This is a genomic window from Deltaproteobacteria bacterium PRO3 (genome assembly GCA_030263375.1).
Lineage (GTDB): Bacteria > UBA10199 > UBA10199 > DSSB01 > DSSB01 > DSSB01.
The window spans coordinates 1-17,009 of the sequence record SZOV01000015.1 but is presented as its reverse complement, the minus strand read 5'-3'; the positions used below and the strand labels follow the sequence as shown (position 1 = coordinate 17,009).

Sequence of the window (17,009 nt, the reverse complement as noted above, 5' to 3'; positions counted from 1 at the left end):
TATAAATTTATGACGATTCTGTATTTCATAGTCGGCCTCGGCCTCCTGATCTTCATCCACGAGCTCGGCCATTTCCTGGTCGCCAAGTTCAGCGGTATCCGTGTCGAGCGCTTCTCGCTAGGCTTCGGGCCCCACATCGGCTTCAAGGTCGGCGAGACCGAGTACTGCCTCTCGCTCCTGCCGCTCGGCGGCTACGTCAAGATGAGCGGGCAGGAGGACTTCGAAGAAGGCGAGATCGTTCCGCTCGACGACCCCCGCGCCTTCAGCAGCAAGTCGCTGTGGACCCGCATGAAGGTCGTCCTGGCCGGGCCGGGCATGAATCTCCTCTTGCCCTTCATCCTCATGCCGATCGTCTTCATGATCGGCCGGCAAGAGCCGAAATACCTCTCCCAGCCCCCGCAGGTCCTGGGCGTCCAGGTCGATTCCTCCGCCGCCAAGGCCGGGGTCGAGAAGGGCGACCTGATCCTCGCCGTCAACGGCAAGCCGGCCGCCAGCTGGGACCAGGTGATGCGCGAGATCAGCAAGCCCGCGGGCACCGAGGTGAGGCTGCAGCTGAAGCGCGGCGACCAGACCTTGGAGAAGGCCGCGACCCTGCAGGCCCTGGAGGGCGGCATGGGAGGCTACTTGGGCCTCGAGCCGGTCTTCTTCGTCGACGTCGACCCGCTGGTCGGCGCCTTCACGCCGGACTCGCCCGCCCACGCCGCGGGGATGAAGGCGGGCGACAAGGTCGTCGCGATCAACGGGACGCCGGTGGCCGATTGGAACGCCATGGCCGACCTGGTCAACCAATCCAAGGGCAAGGAGAGCCGCTTCACCGTCGAGCGCGCGGGCGAGAAGGTCGAATTGAAGATCAGCCCGGTCTTCAACCCCAACCTCAACAAGTACGTGATCGGCGTGGCCAAGGCGTCCAACCCCGACAACTTCGTGAAGCGGCAATATGGCCTGGGCGAGGCCTTCCAAAAGGGCGTGAAGGAAAACCTCATGCTCTTCGGCATGACCTTCAAGGTCCTCAAAGACCTGGTCACGCTGAAGGCCTCTTATAAAGAACTCGGCGGTCCGGTGCGCATCGCCCAGATCTCGGCCAAGGCCGCGCAGCAGGGGCTGGGGAATTTTCTCTACCTCCTGGCCTTCCTCAGCATCCAACTCGGGGTTTTGAACCTCTTGCCGATCCCCGTCCTGGACGGCGGCCATTTGTTGTTCATGGTCTACGAGGGGATCGCGGGCAAGGCGCTCTCGATGCGCAAGCGTCTCATTGCTCAGCAGATCGGGATGTTCATGCTGCTCACCCTGATGGTGGTCGTCACCGTCAACGACATCGACGCCGTCTGGGGGCTCAAGGACATCTTCGACAAGGTGAAGGGCTGGTTCTGATGCGGATCCTGGCCCTCGACACCTCGGGCGCAAGCCAAAGCGTGGCCCTGCTCGAGGAAGAGCGCTGCCTGCGCGAAAATTTCGAGGCGCGGCCGCCTTCTCACAGCGAGACCCTGATCGCCTCCATCCAAAACGCCCTCGACGCCTTGGGCTGGCGCTTAGCCGAGCTCGACCTGCTTGCGGTCAGCGCCGGACCGGGATCCTTCACCGGCCTGCGCATCGGGATCAGCACGGTCAAGGGTCTGGCCCGCGCCCTGGGAAAGCCGGTCGTCGGCGTCTCCACGCTGTTGGCCTTGGTCCGGCCGCAGCTGGCGGCGGGGCGGACGGTCATCGCCTGCCTGGACGCCCGCTGCGGCGAGGTCTACGCGGGTGCCTATGCCGGGGTCCCTGAGGCCCCCGTCAAGGTCCTTGCGGATCGGGCTTGGCCGATCGAGTCCTTTCTGCAACACTTGGGAGAGATCCCCGGCGAAAAATGGTTTTTAGGGGACGCCCTGTCGGCTTATCCGGGGCGCTTCGCGGGCCTGGGTCGCATATTGGAAGGCGGGGAGGCGGCGCGGGTGAGCGCCGCGGAGGTCGGGCGCTTGGCCTTAAGCCAATTCCGGGAAGGGAAGGCGGTGGAGGGGAGTCAATTGCAGGTCCGTTATCTCAGGGTCTCCGAGGCCGAAAATCGCCGGCTCAAGCAAAAGGAGTGAAGGATGGACGAACACGACGAGGCGCTCTTGCAGCGGCATTTAAAATATAATCCCGAGCTTAAAGAGTTGTGGGATAATCATCTGAAATTAGAACAGAAATTAAAAAAATTAACCAAAAAACCTTACCTCAATACGGAAGAAAAGCTCGAAAAAAAGCGCCTTCAGCTTCAGAAACTCAAGGGAAAAACCAAGATCGAGGCCATCCTCGAGAAGCTGCGCTAAGGATTCCCGGCTGCGGGCTTGAGAGAGCTTTTCTTGAATGAGTTTGCGGATTTGACATCTTTCTCCGCCGTGGCATAAAGGATTTTTCGACAAGGTCAAAAAACAGCATGAAACTCACCGGCGCCCAAATCTTCATCCAGGCCCTCAAGGACGAGGGGGTCGACCTCATCTTCGGTTATCCCGGAGGGGCCATCCTCCACGTCTACGACGAGCTGTACAAGCATCCCGAGATCCGCCACGTCCTGGTCCGCCACGAGCAGGGGGCGGTGCACGCCGCCGACGGCTACGCCCGCGTCACTTGCAAGCCCGGGGTGGCCTTGGTCACCTCCGGTCCGGGCGCGACCAACACCGTGACCGGCCTCGCGACGGCGCTCATGGATTCCATCCCGATGGTGGTCATCTCCGGCCAAGTCCCGCTTTCGATGATCGGCAACGACGCCTTCCAAGAGGCCGACATCGTCGGCATCACCCGGCCCTGCACCAAGCACAACTACCTGGTGAAGGACGTCCGCGACCTCCAGCGCATCATGAAAGAGGCCTTCCACATCGCCCGCACCGGCCGGCCCGGCCCGGTGCTGGTCGATCTGCCGAAGGATCTGCAGCTTCATCAGGCCGAATATATTCCCTACGACCAGGTCAAGGTGCGCTCGCCGCGCACCGTCATCCAAGGGCACTCCGGCCAAATCAAGAAGGGCTGGGAGCTCTTGAAAGAGGCCAAGCGGCCGCTCCTCTACGTCGGCGGCGGCGCGGTGCTTTCCCGGGCCTCCGACGAGCTGAAAAAATTCGCTTATCTCACGAAAATCCCGGTGGCCATGACCCTGATGGGCTTAGGCGCCTTTCCCGGCACCGACGACTTGAGCCTCGGGATGCTGGGGATGCACGGTACCTATTATTCCAACATGTCGATCAACGAGTGCGACGTGCTCTTCTCGGTGGGCGCCCGCTTCGACGACCGGGTGACCGGCAAGCTGAGCGAGTTCTCCAAGCACAGCAAGAAGATCCACATCGACATCGACCCCGCCAACGTCGGCAAGAGTGTGGCGGTCGACGTGCCCATCGTCGGCGACGTCAAGTACGTGCTGGGCGAGATGCTCAAGATGGCCGAGGCCGACCCGGCCTTTATCCAGAAGTACCACCAGCAGATCCGCCCCTGGTGGGAGCAGATCCGGCAGTGGCGCGAGAAGGCGCCGATGGGTTACCAGCAGGGGCCCAAAGAGATCCGGGCCCAATACGTCATCGACATGCTCTACCAAATGACGAAGGGCGAGGCGATTGTGACCACCGACGTCGGCCAGCACCAGATGTGGGCCGCGCAGTTCTACCATTTTAAAGAGCCGCATCGCTGGTGCACCTCCGGCGGCTTGGGCACGATGGGCTTCGGCTTTCCCGCCGCGATCGGGGCGCAGCTGGCCTATCCCGACAAGACCGTGATCTGCATCTCCGGCGACGGCAGCGTCCAGATGAACATCCAAGAGCTGGCCACCGCCGTCGAGTGGAAGACGCCCGTGATCATCGCGATCCTCAACAACCACTTCCTCGGCATGGTGCGGCAGTGGCAGGAGCTCTTCTACGAAAACCGCTACTCCGAGGTCGACCTCAACGTGCAGCCCGATTTCGTCAAGCTGGCCGAGGCCTACGGCGCCGTGGGCCTGCGCGCCTCGGTCAAGGACGAGGTCGTGCCGGTGATCGAGCAGGCGCTGAAGGTGCGGGACCGCCCCGTGGTGATCGACTTCGTCACCACGCTCGAGGACAACGTGTATCCGATGGTGCCCGCGGGCGGCGCGGTCAGCGACATCGTATTGGCTTAAAAATGAACCACCACGAGAACACCCATACCATTTCCGTCCTGGTCGAGAACGAGTTCGGCGTGCTGGCGCGCGTCTCCGGCATGTTCGCGGGGCGCGGCTTCAACATCGACGCCCTCTCGGTCGCGCCGACCCCCGACCCGCGGGTCAGCCGCATGACGATCATCACCCACGGCAACGCCCTGATCATCGAGCAGATCCTCAAGCAGCTCAACCGCCTGATCGACGTGCTCAAGGTCATCGATGTCTCCAGCGAGGCCTGCGTGCGCCGCGAGCTGATGCTGGTCAAACTGCGGGTCAGCGACAAGAACAAGGCCGACTTGGCCAAGCTCGCGGACGAGGCGCACGGCAAGGTCGTCGACGCCTCCGACCCGAGGATCCAAATCCTCGAGTTCGTCGGCGAGCACCAAGAGATGGAAGGCATCTTGAAAAAACTTCAGCCTTTCGAGATCCTCGAGGTCGTGCGTACCGGCAACATTGCCATGCAGAAGGGCAAGAACGTCCTTATGCCTTTCCCGGGCGAGGCGGTCAGCTGATATGTCCACCGAATCCTCCGTAAGCCACGCCGCCTTGTCGCCCATCATGAAGAGCGGACCCTTGCCCATCGCCCGCGAGGGCTATCCCTTTTTGCTGATCTCTTTGGCCCTGACCCTGATCGGCGCTTGGCTGTTCTGGCCCCTCGCGATCGCCTTCGGCCTGGCCTTCCTGTTTTGCCTCAATTTCTTTCGCGACCCGGCTCGGACCCCGCCGGCGGATACCGACCTCTTGGTCAGCCCCGCGGACGGCACCGTCTTGAAAATCGAGAGCCTCCCGAGCGGGGCCTATATGAAGGAGCCTCACCAGAAGGTCAGCATCTTCATGAGTCCCTTCAACGTCCACGTCAACCGCATCCCTTGCGACGGAGAAGTCGAGGAAATTCATTACTTTCCGGGCAAATTCTTCGTGGCCAGCCTGGACAAGGCCAGCCTGGAAAATGAGCGAAACGCCATCGTCCTCAGGACCCCCCAGGGCCGAAAAGTGGCCTTCGTCCAGATTGCGGGGCTTGTCGCCAGGCGCATTGTCTGCTATTTGCGGGAAAATACGCCGGTTTCCCGCGGCGAGCGCTACGGCATGATCCGCTTCGGCTCCCGCATGGAGGTATGTCTGCCTCCGGAGTGGAAGGTCTTGGTAAAGCCGGGGCAGAAGGTGTTCGCCGGGGAAAGCTCCCTGGCCGAAATGAGATAGACGAAATGAACCAAATCCGCGTCAAACGAGTCGGCATCCGCAAGGGGATCTACATCCTCCCCAACATGATTACGACCGCCTCGCTCTTCTGCGGCTTCGTCTCCATCGTGAAGTCCATCCAGGGCGACCACCTGACCGCGGCCTGGATGATCTTGTTGGCCGGGGTCTTCGACGGCCTCGACGGGCGCATCGCGCGCCTCACGCGCACCCACAGCGATTTCGGCATCGAGTACGACTCGCTCTGCGACTTGGCCAGCTTTGGCCTGGCGCCTGCGATCCTCGCCTACACCTGGACGCTCAGCCACTTCAATCAGATCGGCTGGGCCGCGGCCTTCCTGTTCTTCGCCTGCGGCGCGATGCGCTTGGCGCGCTTCAACGTTCAGGTCTCGGACGTCGAGAAGAAGCACTTTCAGGGCCTGCCCATCCCGACGGCGGCCTATGTCGTCGCCTCCTACGTGATCTTCCACCACCGCTGGAAGGGCGACGTCGACGTCTCCAGCGTTTTGCTGCTCTGCCTCACCATCGGCCTGGCCCTCTTGATGGTCAGCACGGTGCCGTACCGCAATTTCAAAAAGCTCAACTTCAAGCGCAAAGAGTCCTTCTTCATGCTGGTCCTGCTTGCGGTCGTCCTTTTCGTGATCGCCAGCGCGCCCAACGAGATGATCTTCTTCGCCGCCTTGGCCTACGTAGCCTCCGGCCTCGTCGAAGAGGTCTTTCAGCTGTCCAAGAAGGCGCGCGGCGAGGGCCCGCTGCTGGCCGGCGAGGCCAACGAAGCACCCCCCGGGCCGCAGGAACTGCGGCTCATCACCAACCAAAAAGAGTAGGCCAAAACCGTGAGCGGTTCTTTTGCCTATTAATAATAGTTCGAAATCCGCTTCGGCTCCCCGAACGGGTGGGCGTGCGGGCGCCCCCGCCGCGCGCGGCTTGCGAGCACGGTGGGGGTGCAGCCCGGACAGGACCCGTTCGGGGAGCCGGATACGGATTTCGCGCCGAATAGCAGATGGCAGCGAAAACTGGACTCCCCGGGAGTCTTGACGGCATACTGACAACAACCGTCTTTTGACGAACGATCGAGGTTTTTTTATGGAAATGGTCAAGGTATTCGACACGACGCTCCGCGACGGCGAGCAATCGCCCGGCTGCAGCATGGACTTGGACGAAAAGCTCCGCATGGCCCGGCAGCTCGCCAAGCTGGGCGTGGACATCATCGAGGCGGGCTTTCCCATCGCCTCCAAGGGCGACTTTGCGGCGGTGGAGGCCATCGCCCGCGAGATCGAGGGGCCGGCGATCGCGGGGCTCAGCCGCGCGACGCCCAAGGACATCGACGCCTGCTGGGGCGCGATCCGCGAGGCCCGGAAGCCGCGCATCCACACCTTCATCGCGACGAGCGACCTCCATCTCAAGTACAAGTTGGGAAAGAGCCGCGAGCAGGTCTTGCAGGACGCCGTCGCGGCGGTGAAGCACGCCTTGCAATACACACCCGACGTCGAGTTCAGCGCCGAGGACGCCACCCGCAGCGACTGGGGCTACTTGTCGGAGGTCGTGCAGGCGGTCATCGAGGCGGGGGCCAAGACGGTCAACATCCCCGACACAGTGGGTTATACCTATCCGGAGGAGTTCTACAACCTCATCACCCACTTGAGACAAAAGGTCCTCAACATCGGGCAGGCCGTGATCAGCGTGCATTGCCACAACGACTTGGGCCTCGCGGTCGCCAACAGCCTGGCCGCGATCCGGGCGGGCGCGAGGCAGGTGGAGTGCACCGTCAACGGCATCGGCGAGCGGGCGGGCAACGCGGCAATGGAAGAGATCGTCATGACCCTCAAGGTGCGCAAAGAGCTCTTTCAGTGCGACACCGCGATTCGCACCGAGCAGATCTACCACACCAGCAAGCTCCTCAGCTTGATCACCGGGGTGCAGGTCCAACCCAACAAGGCGGTGGTCGGCGAGAACGCCTTCGCCCACGAGTCGGGGATCCACCAGGACGGCTTCCTCAAGAACCAGCTCACCTACGAGATCATGACGCCCGAGTCGGTGGGCTGGACGCAGTCGAAGTTGGTCCTGGGCAAGCACTCCGGGCGCCACGCCTTCCGCAAACGCCTCCAGGAATTGGGCTACGAACTCGAGGAGGCCGACTTCGAAAAGGCCTTCGAGGCCTTCAAGGCCTTGGCGGACAAGAAGAAAGAGATCTTCGACGACGACCTCGAGGTGATCCTCTTCGAGCAGAAGCACGGGGGGCAGGAGCGCTACGTATTGAAGCGCTACAGCGTGACCAGCGAATCCGACGGCTCGCCGCGGGCCGAGGTGACGGTGGCGGTCGACGGCGTCGAAAAGACCGACTCCGAGAAGGGCGTGGGCCCGGTGGACGCCAGCTTCAAGGTCTTGCGCAAGGTGACCGGCTTCGCCGGCGAGCTCTCCGGCTTCAACATCAATGCGATCACCGGGGGCGCGGACGCGCAGGGCGAGGTGAGCGTGGTCTTGAAGGACGACGGCCGCGAGGTGCGAGGGCTCGGCACCGACACCGACATCGTCAAGGCCTCGCTCAAGGCCTACCTCAACGCCTTGAACCGCTTCGAGCACTTCAAGGCGAAGCGGGAGGGGATATGACCATCGGAGCGATTGCCGACGTACGTGGGGGTGAACGCAAGGTTTGCTCCCCACGGGCGGAAAATGCGTGTCACAAGGCTTTTTCGTGGATGAGAGTCCGGATGGTCTCCGAAAGCCCGATGCCGCCCATGGCTTCGCTGAGGCGTTTTATTTTTTTAAGCTCCTCGGGAGAGACTCTCAGGTTCAAGACCATGGACTTCTGGGCGGCTTTTTTTTCGGAAAGGCAGCGCCGAAAATGCTCCGCGGCCTTGAGATAGTCCCGCGCGGGGATGCCGAAGAAATCCATTTCCGGATTCGTCCCGAGACGTAAATTCTCGACTAGCCGAGCCAATTTCCGGTCCTTTTTCAAGTCTTTCTCAAGGCCGGCCAAGATCGAGGGTTTGTAGAGCAGCACCGCGGGCAGGACTTCCAAAATTCTCGGCTCTTCTTCAGCCGCGGCCAAGGCCTCTTGGACGGTGATGCGTCGTTTCCGGGGCAGCACCGTGTTGGAGGTCAATAATCCTTCGTAGGCGAGCCTTTGCACGACCTTTTCCGTATTCGCGTTCATCTTCCGACGACCCTTCCTTTCGATTGCGGATAAAATCGGAGGTAGGTTTCGATGAGGGGCCGGTCTTTGGCGCGATTGAATTTCGCTTTCGAGGCGATCACCGATTCCGGATCCGCAACCCATACTTGCAGCTTCGGGAAGTCGAACAGGAGTTGGAATTTCGTATCGGGAGGCATCCAGGCCTTCGGTCCGTCCGGATCCAGGTACATTTTATTTTCGAACAACAAGGCGTCCAATTTCTTCTGTACGAGGTAGGGCAGTGGATTCCAGATATCGAAGTCCATGGTGCCGGAGACGGCAAAGGGCAAGTCCGCCAGCAGCAAAGCCGCTTGCCCCACGACCTTAATCTCCTGCCGGGATATTCTAAGTCCGCCTTCTTCCAAAAGACGGGAGTTGTAGTCGGCGATGAAGGCGTCAAGCTTCCCGCAAATTTCCTGGAACATGTCCCGGAAGGGATTGGTTTTCATGAGTGGAGCATAGTCTTTGCTACTATTTTTGTAAATAAGCAGTATGTAATTTGTATATACAAATATTTTACTTGTTTATGATATTGATATTATTATTGAAATTCAAATACTTGAAAAAAATAACGATGACCATGATTGAGAATTCTCTCTTTTGCGGGGGGGTCAAGGGCGCATCAGGGTGGACGTCGACAAAGGCCTATCATTGCGGCGCGGGGGTCTGAGTGTGCCGGGTCAGCGGGGCTTTTTCTGGTACCGGTGAATCGCCATCCCCAGCACCCCCTCCGCGGCCTCGTGCAAGGCCTCGCTCAGGGTGGGGTGGGGGTGGATGGTGAGGTCCAAATCCGCGACGAAGGCGCCCATCTCCAGCCCCAGGGTTGCCTCCGAGATCAACTCGGAGACGTGGGGGCCGACCATTTGGACGCCCAGGATGCGGTTCGAGGATTTTTCGGCCACGACCTTGACGAAGCCCTCCGCGTCGTCCAGCGTCAGGGCGCGGCCGTTGGCGGGGAAGCCGAACATCCCCGTCGCGGTCTCGATGCCGCGTTCCTTGGCCTGTGCCTCGCTCAGGCCGACGTAGGCGATCTCGGGATCGGTGAAGATCACCGCCGGCACCTGGTTGTCGAAGGCGTCGGCCTCGCCGGCGATGTTGTGGGCCGCGACGATGCCCTCGCGGCTGGCCTTGTGCGCCAGCTGAATGCCTCCGGCGACGTCGCCGATGGCGTAAATGTGCCCGAGGGAAGTCCGCTGCTGCGCGTCCGCCTTGACGAAGCCCTTGGCATCCCGTGCGATGCCGAGCGCCTCCAGGCCCAATCCCTCGCTGTTCGGCAGGCGGCCGATCGCGACGAGGACGCGACTCGCGGCGATCCGGCCAGCGGCCCCGTCTTCCGAGGCCCATTCCACCTCCACCTCGCGGTCGCTCGGATTGATTTTTTTTGCCTGCGTCTTAAGCAGGATTTGCACGCCCAGAGACTCCAATTTCTTCTTCACGGGCCGGACCAAGGCGGGGTCGGTACCGGAGAGCAATTCCGGCAGGGCCTCGAGGACCGTCACCCGGCTTCCCAGTTTGGCGTAGACCTCGCCCAGCTCCAGGCCGATGTAACCTCCGCCAACGACCAGGAGGGAAGGGGGGATTTCCGGGAGCGCGAGGGCCTGATCCGAGGAGATGATTTTTTCGCCGTCGAAGGGTAGGTCGGGCAGCGGGCGCGGCCGGCTCCCGGTGGCGACGACGGCCTGCTCGAAGGCGAGATGCCGCGGTCCGGACTCGGTTCGGATCTCGAGACTGTGGGAGCCCACGAAGACGCCACGGCCCGCCAGGGTCTTGACCTTGTGCTGTTTGAGCAGTTGCTCGACGCCGCGGCCGAGCCTCTGGACGACGGAATCCTTCCACTTTTGCAGCACAGGCCAATCGACGCGCGGGTTGTCGGCCAGGACGCCCATGGCGGCCGCGGCCGGGATGCGGTGCAGGAGGTTTCCGGCCTCGATGAGCGCCTTGGAGGGGATGCAGCCGCGCAGCAGGCAGACGCCGCCGGGCAGGACGTCGTCATTGATGAGGGTCACTTCCTTGCCCAGCTGGGCGAGACGGATCGCGGCGACATAGCCGCCCGGTCCGCCGCCGAGGACGGCGACTTCGGTGGATTCGGTTAAGTCACCGACAACCATAGAAAAAAATCCTTTGCGCAAAGTCCCTGCTGTAGGGGCCGTTCCCTCCTCCGGAGGACAAGCGCGAACGGCCCCTACGGATTCGGCGCTCCCCCTCAATCCCCATCATCCAGAAGCAACAAATCCGGATCGCTCAAATACTTGATCACCTCGTTGGTGAACCGCGCCGCCGTCGCCCCGTCGGTGACTCGGTGGTCGAAGGTCAGGCAGAGCGGCAGGACGCTGGAGACCTTGATTTCCCCGCCCCGCACCACCGGCTTTTGGTAAGTCCTTCCCAGGCCCAGAATGGCCGAATCCGGATAGTGCAGGATGGGCGTGAAGGCCCGGCCGCCGATGCTGCCGATATTCGTGATCGAGAAGCTGTGTCCCTTCAGGGCCTCCAGCGGGATGCTGCGCTTGCGGGCCTGCTCGCTCAAGTCGACAAGCTCGGTGGCCAGGCGCATGATGCTCTTCTGGTCGACGTCGCGGATCACCGGCACCATCAGGCCCGCGTCGGTATCGACCGCGAAGCCGAAGTGAAAGTAATCCTTCAAGACGATCTCGTCGCCGCTCAGACTGGCGTTGAGGTAGGGGTAGTTTTTCAGCGCTATCACGCAGGCCTTCATCAGGAAAGGGAGCAGCGTCAGCTTGACGCCGCGCTCCTCGGCGTATTTTTTCTTCTCTTGGCGCAGTTGCATCAAGGCGTCGACCTCGGCCTCGTCGATGTGGGTAACCATGACGGTTTGATGGGCTGCGGTCAGCATGTGCTCGCTGATCTTTCGGCGGATCCCTTTGATCGGGATGCGCTGGACGGGGCCGTATTTTTCGAAATCTGCCGCGGCCGTCTCCGGAGCGGCCGATGGTGCCGGCGCGGGGGCCGCTTTGGCGGCGGGGAGGGGGCTCGGCTTGGCGGCGGGCGCGCCCGGCGCGGCGGCGCGCCGCACGTCCTCTTCGGTCACCCGGCCGTTCTCGCCGCTGCCGCGGACTTGCTCGATGTCGACGCCCAGCTCGCGGGCCAGTTTTCGCGTGAAGGGGGTGGCGAGGACGGGCAGCTTGGGCGACGCGGGAGTAGAAGCGTCCTCGGCGGGCCTGGTTTCGGGTGCGGTGGGCGCCGATTTCGAGGCGGCCGGGCCTGAGGCGGCGGACTTTGCCTCCCCCGCGGGAGGCGGCGAGGACTTGACGATCGCCTTGTCTGGAATCCCCTCGGGTTTTGGTTCAGGCTTGGGCTCCGGGCCTTTTTTGGCCTCGGGCGCGGCGGCCGCGGGCCCGTCCCGGAAACTCATCAGCACCGCGCCCACCGGGATCTTGTCCCCCTCCTTGAAATGTAGCTTCTCAACGACCCCCGCGTGGGGGGAGGGGATGGAGACCAGGGCCTTGTCGGTCTCGACCTCGGCGACGTCCTGGTCTTCCTTCACGGAGTCGCCCTCCTTGACGAGCCATTTGACCAGCTCGCCCTCGGCGACGCCTTCTCCAAGATCCGGAAAGACAAAATCCTTCGGCATCGGACACCTCGTTCGCGATACAGAAATACGACGGGATAAGGATCTCGCAAGTCCCGCCGCGATACAAACAAAATCAATAGGAGAGGGTGTCGCGCAGGGCCTGGACCACGCGGGCGACGCTCGGCATGTAGTAGTTCTCCAGCTGGTAGTAGGGCATCTGCACGTCGTAGCCCGTCACTCGGGCCACCGGGGCCTTCAGCGAGAGGAAGGCCCGCTCCATGAGCAGCGCGGAGATCTCCGCCCCCATGCCCAGGCCGCGCGGCGCCTCGTGGACCACCACCGCCCGCCCGGTCTTCTGCACCGAGGCGACCAGGGTTGCCTCGTCGAGGGGCTTGAGCGTGCGCAGGTCGATGATCTCGATCGAATGGTCGCCGCCCAGCTGCTCCGCCGCCTCGAGGGCCACCGGCATCATGGCCCCGTAGGAGATCAAGGTGAGATCCTCGCCGCTCTTCACCAGCTTGGCTCGGCCGATGGGGACAAGCGGCGCGTCGGCGGGGATTTCCTCCTTGAGGCTGCGGTAGATCCTTTTCGGCTCCATGAAGATGACCGGGTCGGGATCGCGGATCGCCGCGCGCAGCAGGCCCAGCGCGTCGCGCGGCGTTGAAGGAATGACGACCTTGAGCCCCGGCGTGTGCGCGTAATAGGCCTCGCGGCTCTCGGAGTGGTGCTCGAAGGCGCGGATCCCGCCGCCGTAGGGCATGCGGATCACCATCGGCAGGGGGTATTCCCCGCGCGTGCGGTTGCGGTAGCGCGAGACGTGCTGCTCGATCTGGTGGAAGGCCTGGTAGGCGAAGCCCGAGAACTGCAGCTCCGCCACCGGCTTGATTCCGTAGAGCGCCATGCCGACGGCGCAGCCCACGATGGCGGCCTCCGCGAGCGGCGTGTCGAGGACGCGCTCCTTGCCGAAGCGCTCCTGCAGGCCCTCGGTGGCGCGGAACACCCCGCCTGCCTTGCCGATGTCCTGGCCCAGCAGGACGACGTCGGGGTCCTCCTGCATCGCGATCAGCAGGGCCCGGTTGACGGCCTGGACGAGGGTGAGCTTATCCATGCGCCCTCCCGCCCGGCTCCAGCGACACCGTCTGGGCGAGGACGTCCTCGCGTTGGAGTTTCAGAAATTCCGGGATGTCCGCGTACATGTAGGTGAACATCTCGTCGGGGCTTAAATTGCGGCAGATCTCTTCGGCCTCCTCCGCCGCGGCCTTGAGCCGCTCGCCGATCTCGGCGGCGAGCCGCTCGCGATCGCCCGCGACCAAAACCCCCTTGTGCAGCAGGTATTTCTCGAAGCGGTCGAGGGGATCCTTGGCCCGCCAGGCCTGGACCTCCGCCTCGTCCCGATAGCGGCTGGGGTCGTCGGAGGTGGTGTGCACCCCCAGCCGGTAGGTGAGGCACTCGATCAAAGTGGGCCCGCCGCCTTCCCGGGCGCGCTTCGCCGCCTCCGAGGTCGCGCGGTACACCGCGAGGACGTCGTTGCCGTCGACCTGCCGCCCGGAAAAGCCGTAGGCCAGCGCCTTCTCGGCCAGCGTCTCGCTGCGCGTCTGGATCGTGCGCGGCGTCGAGATCGCCCATTGGTTATTCTGGCAGATAAAGACGTTGGGGGTTTGGTAGACGCCGGCGAAATTCAGGCCTTCGTGGAAATCGCCCTCGCTGGTCGCGCCGTCGCCGAAATAGGCGGTCACCGCGACCGGGTCCTTTTTGAATTTTGCGGCCATCGCGATGCCGACCGCGTGCAGGACTTGGCTTGCGCAGGGCACGCAGTAGGGCAGGCTGCGCAATTTCCGCGGCAGCCGGTTGCCTTCCTCGGTGCCCATGAAGAAGAGGAACATCGTCGTGGGCTTCACGCCGCGGCTGAGCAGGACGCCTTGCTCGCGGAAGGAGGGCGCGACCCAATCGCCGGCCGTCAGGGCGGCGGCCGAACCGATCTGCACCGCCTCCTGTCCTGTGGACGGCGCATAGGTTCCCATGCGACCCTGGCGTTGCAGGCCGATGGCGCGCGTGTCGAACTCGCGGACCCGCACCATGTCTTCGAACATTTGCTTGAGTTGGGCGGAGCTGAGCTTGGGTTCGAGTTGCGCGTCGGCGCGGCCCTCGAGATCGAGGATCGCAAGGGGAGGGATCGCGGTTTTTTCCAGGTTTCCCGACGCCATGATTCACCCCAGGGCTCCATTGTACGATTTCAAAACCGATATGGCAAGTTGCTGATTTCCCTAGGAAAAATGACTCGCCGCGTAATAGGATGAACCATGTTCGGAAAACGCCTCGAAATCTTCCGCCTCTTCGGATTCCCCATCCGCGTCGACTTGAGCTGGCTGCTGATCCTCTTCATGGTCACCTACAGCTTGGCGGGCGGATACTTTCCCGCCAATCACCCGGGCATGCCGGTGAGCGCCTACTGGGCCATGGCCTTCGTGGCGGCGATCGGGCTCTTTTTGTCCATCCTCTTCCACGAGCTGGCGCATTCCCTGGTGGGTCGGCACTACCGCCTGCCGATCGACGGCATTACGCTCTTCATCTTCGGCGGCGTGGCCGAGATGCGGGAGGAGGCCGAGTCGCCCCGCGTCGAGTTCCTGATGTCGGCGGTGGGGCCGGTGGCCAGCGGGATCTTGGCCCTGTTGTTCTTCTACCTGCGGCACCTGACGGAGATTCACGAGGTCAACCGGGCGCTGGAGCTGATCTTCTATTATCTCGGCTTCATGAATTTGATCCTGGCCCTGTTCAACCTGGTGCCGGCCTTTCCGCTCGACGGAGGCCGGATGTTTCGCTCCATTCTCTGGGCGATCAAGAAGGACTTCGACTGGGCGACCCGCGTCGCGGCGAAGATCGGCTGGGGTTTCGGTTGGCTCTTGATCGGTTACGGGGCCTTCAGCCTCGCGGCCGGCAATTCCTTCGGCGGACTGTGGTACATCCTGATCGGGTTTTTCCTGAAGCAGGCCTCCAGCATGAGCGAGCAGCAGGTCGTCTTGAAGAAAAGGCTCGAGACGGCCAAGGTCGCCGACCTCATGCAGCGCCAGTTCGTCCAGGTGGACCCCGATGTCACTCTGGAGCAGCTCCAGCGCGAGCTGGCCGGGCGCGAGGTCTACCCGCAGCTTCCCGTGGTGGCCGCGGGACGCCTGGTGGGTTTCTTGCCCTTGGGCAAATTAGAGGGTCTCAGCCGGGAACATTGGCTTCACGGCCGGGTGGGGCAGTTCACGGATAGAGATTTTCAAAAAATCAGCATCGGACCGGGACAGAGCGCCTGGGAGGCTTTGGAGGCCATGAAGGGCGGGTCTTGGGCCCAACTTTTCGTGGTTGAGGACGAGCGCCTGATCGGCGTGATCTCCGCGAACGACTTGCTGAGCTGGGTGCGCGCGAAGGCCGGCTAGCCCTTGCGGCGCCGTGCGGCCAGTCCGGCCAGGCTGGGCACCAGGAAGAGCAGCGAGCTCAAGACCCCGCCGATGTCGCCCATGCCGTGCAGGGCGCAGCCGGTAGAGGTGCCGTCGAGGTCGACGATCGGTCCGGAGTTGTCTCCCGGATTGCTGCCGTTCGAGCTGGGATCGCAGGCGTTGCCGATGCCGTCGCCGTCGTCGTCGGCCTGGTCGCCGTTGCCGATAGTCGGACAGTTGTCGGAGGCGTTCGGGACGGTGTCGCCGTCGGAATCATTGGGGTCGGAAGGCGGAGCGCTGACCACGGGGGTCTCGATGGGGGTTTCCGTCGGGGCCGGCGTTCCGGTGGGCGCGGGCGTCGCGGTCGGGGCCGGAGTTGTGGTCGGCGGCGGCGTCGGGCTGGCCGGAGGCGGCGTCGGCGACGCGGGCGGAGGCGTCGGGGAGGGCGTCGGCAGCGGCGTCGGCACGTGCTGGCAGGCGTCACCCACGCCGTTGCCGTCGGAATCGGATTGGTTCTCGTTGGCGATCAGCGGGCAGTTGTCGCAGGCGTCGCCGACGTTGTCGTTGTCGCCGTCGATTTGCTCGGGGTTCAGCCGATCCGGGCAGTTGTCGTCCTCGTTGGCCACGCGATCCTTGTCGGGATCGTCCTCGGCAATGATGGTGAGGCCGCTGTCGTCGACCAGCATTTCTCCCGTGGCGGTGCAGACCGCTTTTTTCAATTTCTTGACATAAACCTTCATCCCCGAGAGCTTGACCTTGTGGGCGTTGATCTGAAAGGCGCAGTCCGATTCGGGGAGGTTTTCGGCATGGATCTCGACGTTGAGGGCGTCGGAGCCGTCGATCACGAAGTTGAATCCGTCCTCGTCTTTGTTGAGATCGTTCTCGTTGTCGATCTCCATCGTGGCGCCGAGGGTGACGATGTAGGAACCGCCGTTCTGGTCGCGGTCGAAGCGGATCTTCTCGGTGCACATGCGGTTTTCGCTGCGGTTGAAGCCCTCCACCACCTTGCGGCGCAGGCTGTTGAAATCGCCCGCATCGTCGCTGGCCGACTTGACCACGCAGTAGCGGTTGTCGACCTCGGCGCGGGCGCCGGAGGCGGCCAGGACAAGGCCGAAGGTAAATAGGCTACAGGCAAGGGATTTGATCCGCATCGGAAAGCTCTCCTATGGGGCCTTGCCGCATTGCGGCATAAGGCCGGGGAATCCTTTGGGATTCGCTGGAAAAATTATCGGGCGATTCCGGGGATAGTTGTGGGCTTCGCAAAAGGCAAAAAAAATCCGCCCCGAAGGCTTAGCTTCGGGGCGGATTTTTAAAGAGAGTTTTCCGGGCCGGTTATTTCTTCCGGCGGCCCCTCAGCAGGCGGTGGGTCGCGAGCAGGGTCGCGAAGCCGCCCAGGTAGAACCAGGGCGCGCCGGCCGGCGAGGCAAGCAGGGAGAGGCTGCAGAGGCCTCCGCCGCCGCCGAAGGAGGCGCCGGGAGGAATACTGCCGCCGGGGTTGGTCCCGCTCTCGCAGGCGTCGCCGCGGCCGTCTTCGTCGCGGTCGGCCTGGTCGGCATTGGCCACGGCGGGACAGTT

17 protein-coding genes and 2 pseudogenes are annotated in these 17,009 nt (G+C 63.0%); 9 read left to right on the top strand and 10 right to left on the bottom strand.

Annotated elements, in window-relative coordinates:
- Nucleotides 1–9: 9 nt before the first annotated feature.
- From rseP to FBR05_04295, 8 genes are all read left to right on the top strand, one after another.
- On the top strand, nt 10–1,371 hold the full coding sequence (gene rseP / locus FBR05_04330) for an RIP metalloprotease RseP (GenBank protein ID MDL1871412.1): 1,362 nt from the start codon (nt 10–12) through the stop codon (nt 1,369–1,371).
- A complete protein-coding gene (tsaB, locus tag FBR05_04325; GenBank protein ID MDL1871411.1) occupies nt 1,371–2,063 on the top strand; it encodes a tRNA (adenosine(37)-N6)-threonylcarbamoyltransferase complex dimerization subunit type 1 TsaB in 693 nt (230 codons plus the stop codon). The genes rseP and tsaB overlap by 1 nt, the downstream gene beginning before the upstream one ends.
- Nucleotides 2,064–2,066: 3 nt before the next feature.
- On the top strand, nt 2,067–2,285 hold the full coding sequence (locus tag FBR05_04320; GenBank protein MDL1871410.1) for a DUF465 domain-containing protein: 219 nt from the start codon (nt 2,067–2,069) through the stop codon (nt 2,283–2,285).
- A 107-nt stretch (nt 2,286–2,392) separates the two neighbouring features.
- Nucleotides 2,393–4,093 carry a biosynthetic-type acetolactate synthase large subunit gene (ilvB, locus tag FBR05_04315; GenBank protein MDL1871409.1) on the top strand — a complete coding sequence of 567 codons (1,701 nt, stop codon included), beginning with the start codon at nt 2,393–2,395 and terminating at the stop codon, nt 4,091–4,093.
- 2 nt (nt 4,094–4,095) lie between these two features.
- The gene (ilvN, locus tag FBR05_04310; protein MDL1871408.1) at nt 4,096–4,626 is read left to right on the top strand and encodes an acetolactate synthase small subunit; all 531 of its coding nucleotides are present in this window, start codon (nt 4,096–4,098) and stop codon (nt 4,624–4,626) included.
- A gap of 46 nt (nt 4,627–4,672) precedes the next feature.
- Nucleotides 4,673–5,314, top strand: coding sequence for a phosphatidylserine decarboxylase family protein (locus FBR05_04305; protein ID MDL1871407.1), 642 nt, complete (start codon nt 4,673–4,675; stop codon nt 5,312–5,314).
- The gene (pssA, locus tag FBR05_04300) at nt 5,230–6,138 is read left to right on the top strand and encodes a CDP-diacylglycerol--serine O-phosphatidyltransferase (protein ID MDL1871406.1); all 909 of its coding nucleotides are present in this window, start codon (nt 5,230–5,232) and stop codon (nt 6,136–6,138) included. Before FBR05_04305 ends, pssA begins: the two co-directional genes overlap by 85 nt.
- A 259-nt stretch (nt 6,139–6,397) precedes the next feature.
- Nucleotides 6,398–7,921, top strand: coding sequence for a 2-isopropylmalate synthase (locus FBR05_04295; protein MDL1871405.1), 1,524 nt, complete (start codon nt 6,398–6,400; stop codon nt 7,919–7,921).
- A gap of 70 nt (nt 7,922–7,991) precedes the next feature.
- On the opposite strand, the gene FBR05_04290 is transcribed toward FBR05_04295, so the two are convergent.
- The 6 genes from FBR05_04290 to pdhA form a co-directional block, all read right to left on the bottom strand.
- Nucleotides 7,992–8,468: a hypothetical protein gene (locus FBR05_04290; GenBank protein ID MDL1871404.1), complete on the bottom strand. Its 477-nt coding sequence runs from the start codon at nt 8,466–8,468 to the stop codon at nt 7,992–7,994.
- On the bottom strand, nt 8,465–8,935 hold the full coding sequence (locus FBR05_04285; GenBank protein MDL1871403.1) for a hypothetical protein: 471 nt from the start codon (nt 8,933–8,935) through the stop codon (nt 8,465–8,467). Before FBR05_04285 ends, FBR05_04290 begins: the two co-directional genes overlap by 4 nt.
- Before the next feature lie 231 nt (nt 8,936–9,166).
- The gene (gene lpdA / locus FBR05_04280; protein ID MDL1871402.1) at nt 9,167–10,594 is read right to left on the bottom strand and encodes a dihydrolipoyl dehydrogenase; all 1,428 of its coding nucleotides are present in this window, start codon (nt 10,592–10,594) and stop codon (nt 9,167–9,169) included.
- Between the two features lie 95 nt (nt 10,595–10,689).
- On the bottom strand, nt 10,690–12,075 hold the full coding sequence (locus FBR05_04275; GenBank protein ID MDL1871401.1) for a 2-oxo acid dehydrogenase subunit E2: 1,386 nt from the start codon (nt 12,073–12,075) through the stop codon (nt 10,690–10,692).
- Nucleotides 12,076–12,148: 73 nt separating this feature from the next.
- Complete coding sequence (locus FBR05_04270; GenBank protein ID MDL1871400.1) at nt 12,149–13,123, bottom strand: alpha-ketoacid dehydrogenase subunit beta; 975 nt, start codon at nt 13,121–13,123, stop codon at nt 12,149–12,151.
- Nucleotides 13,116–14,219 carry a pyruvate dehydrogenase (acetyl-transferring) E1 component subunit alpha gene (gene pdhA / locus FBR05_04265; GenBank protein ID MDL1871399.1) on the bottom strand — a complete coding sequence of 368 codons (1,104 nt, stop codon included), beginning with the start codon at nt 14,217–14,219 and terminating at the stop codon, nt 13,116–13,118. Before pdhA ends, FBR05_04270 begins: the two co-directional genes overlap by 8 nt.
- 96 nt (nt 14,220–14,315) lie before the next feature.
- On the opposite strand from pdhA, the gene FBR05_04260 reads away from it, so the two are divergent.
- On the top strand, nt 14,316–15,434 hold the full coding sequence (locus FBR05_04260) for a CBS domain-containing protein (GenBank protein ID MDL1871398.1): 1,119 nt from the start codon (nt 14,316–14,318) through the stop codon (nt 15,432–15,434).
- Here the strand turns inward: FBR05_04260 and FBR05_04255 are convergent.
- The 4 genes and pseudogenes from FBR05_04255 to FBR05_04240 all read right to left on the bottom strand — a co-directional run.
- Nucleotides 15,431–15,751 carry a hypothetical protein gene (locus FBR05_04255; GenBank protein ID MDL1871397.1) on the bottom strand — a complete coding sequence of 107 codons (321 nt, stop codon included), beginning with the start codon at nt 15,749–15,751 and terminating at the stop codon, nt 15,431–15,433. The genes FBR05_04260 and FBR05_04255 overlap by 4 nt on opposite strands.
- Nucleotides 15,752–15,883, bottom strand: a pseudogene (locus tag FBR05_04250) (cytochrome c). It lies immediately after the preceding gene.
- A gap of 24 nt (nt 15,884–15,907) precedes the next feature.
- Nucleotides 15,908–16,585 (bottom strand): annotated as a pseudogene (locus FBR05_04245) (hypothetical protein).
- A 181-nt stretch (nt 16,586–16,766) separates the two neighbouring features.
- A partial coding sequence (locus FBR05_04240; GenBank protein MDL1871396.1) for a hypothetical protein occupies nt 16,767–17,009 on the bottom strand: 243 nt, incomplete at its 5' end.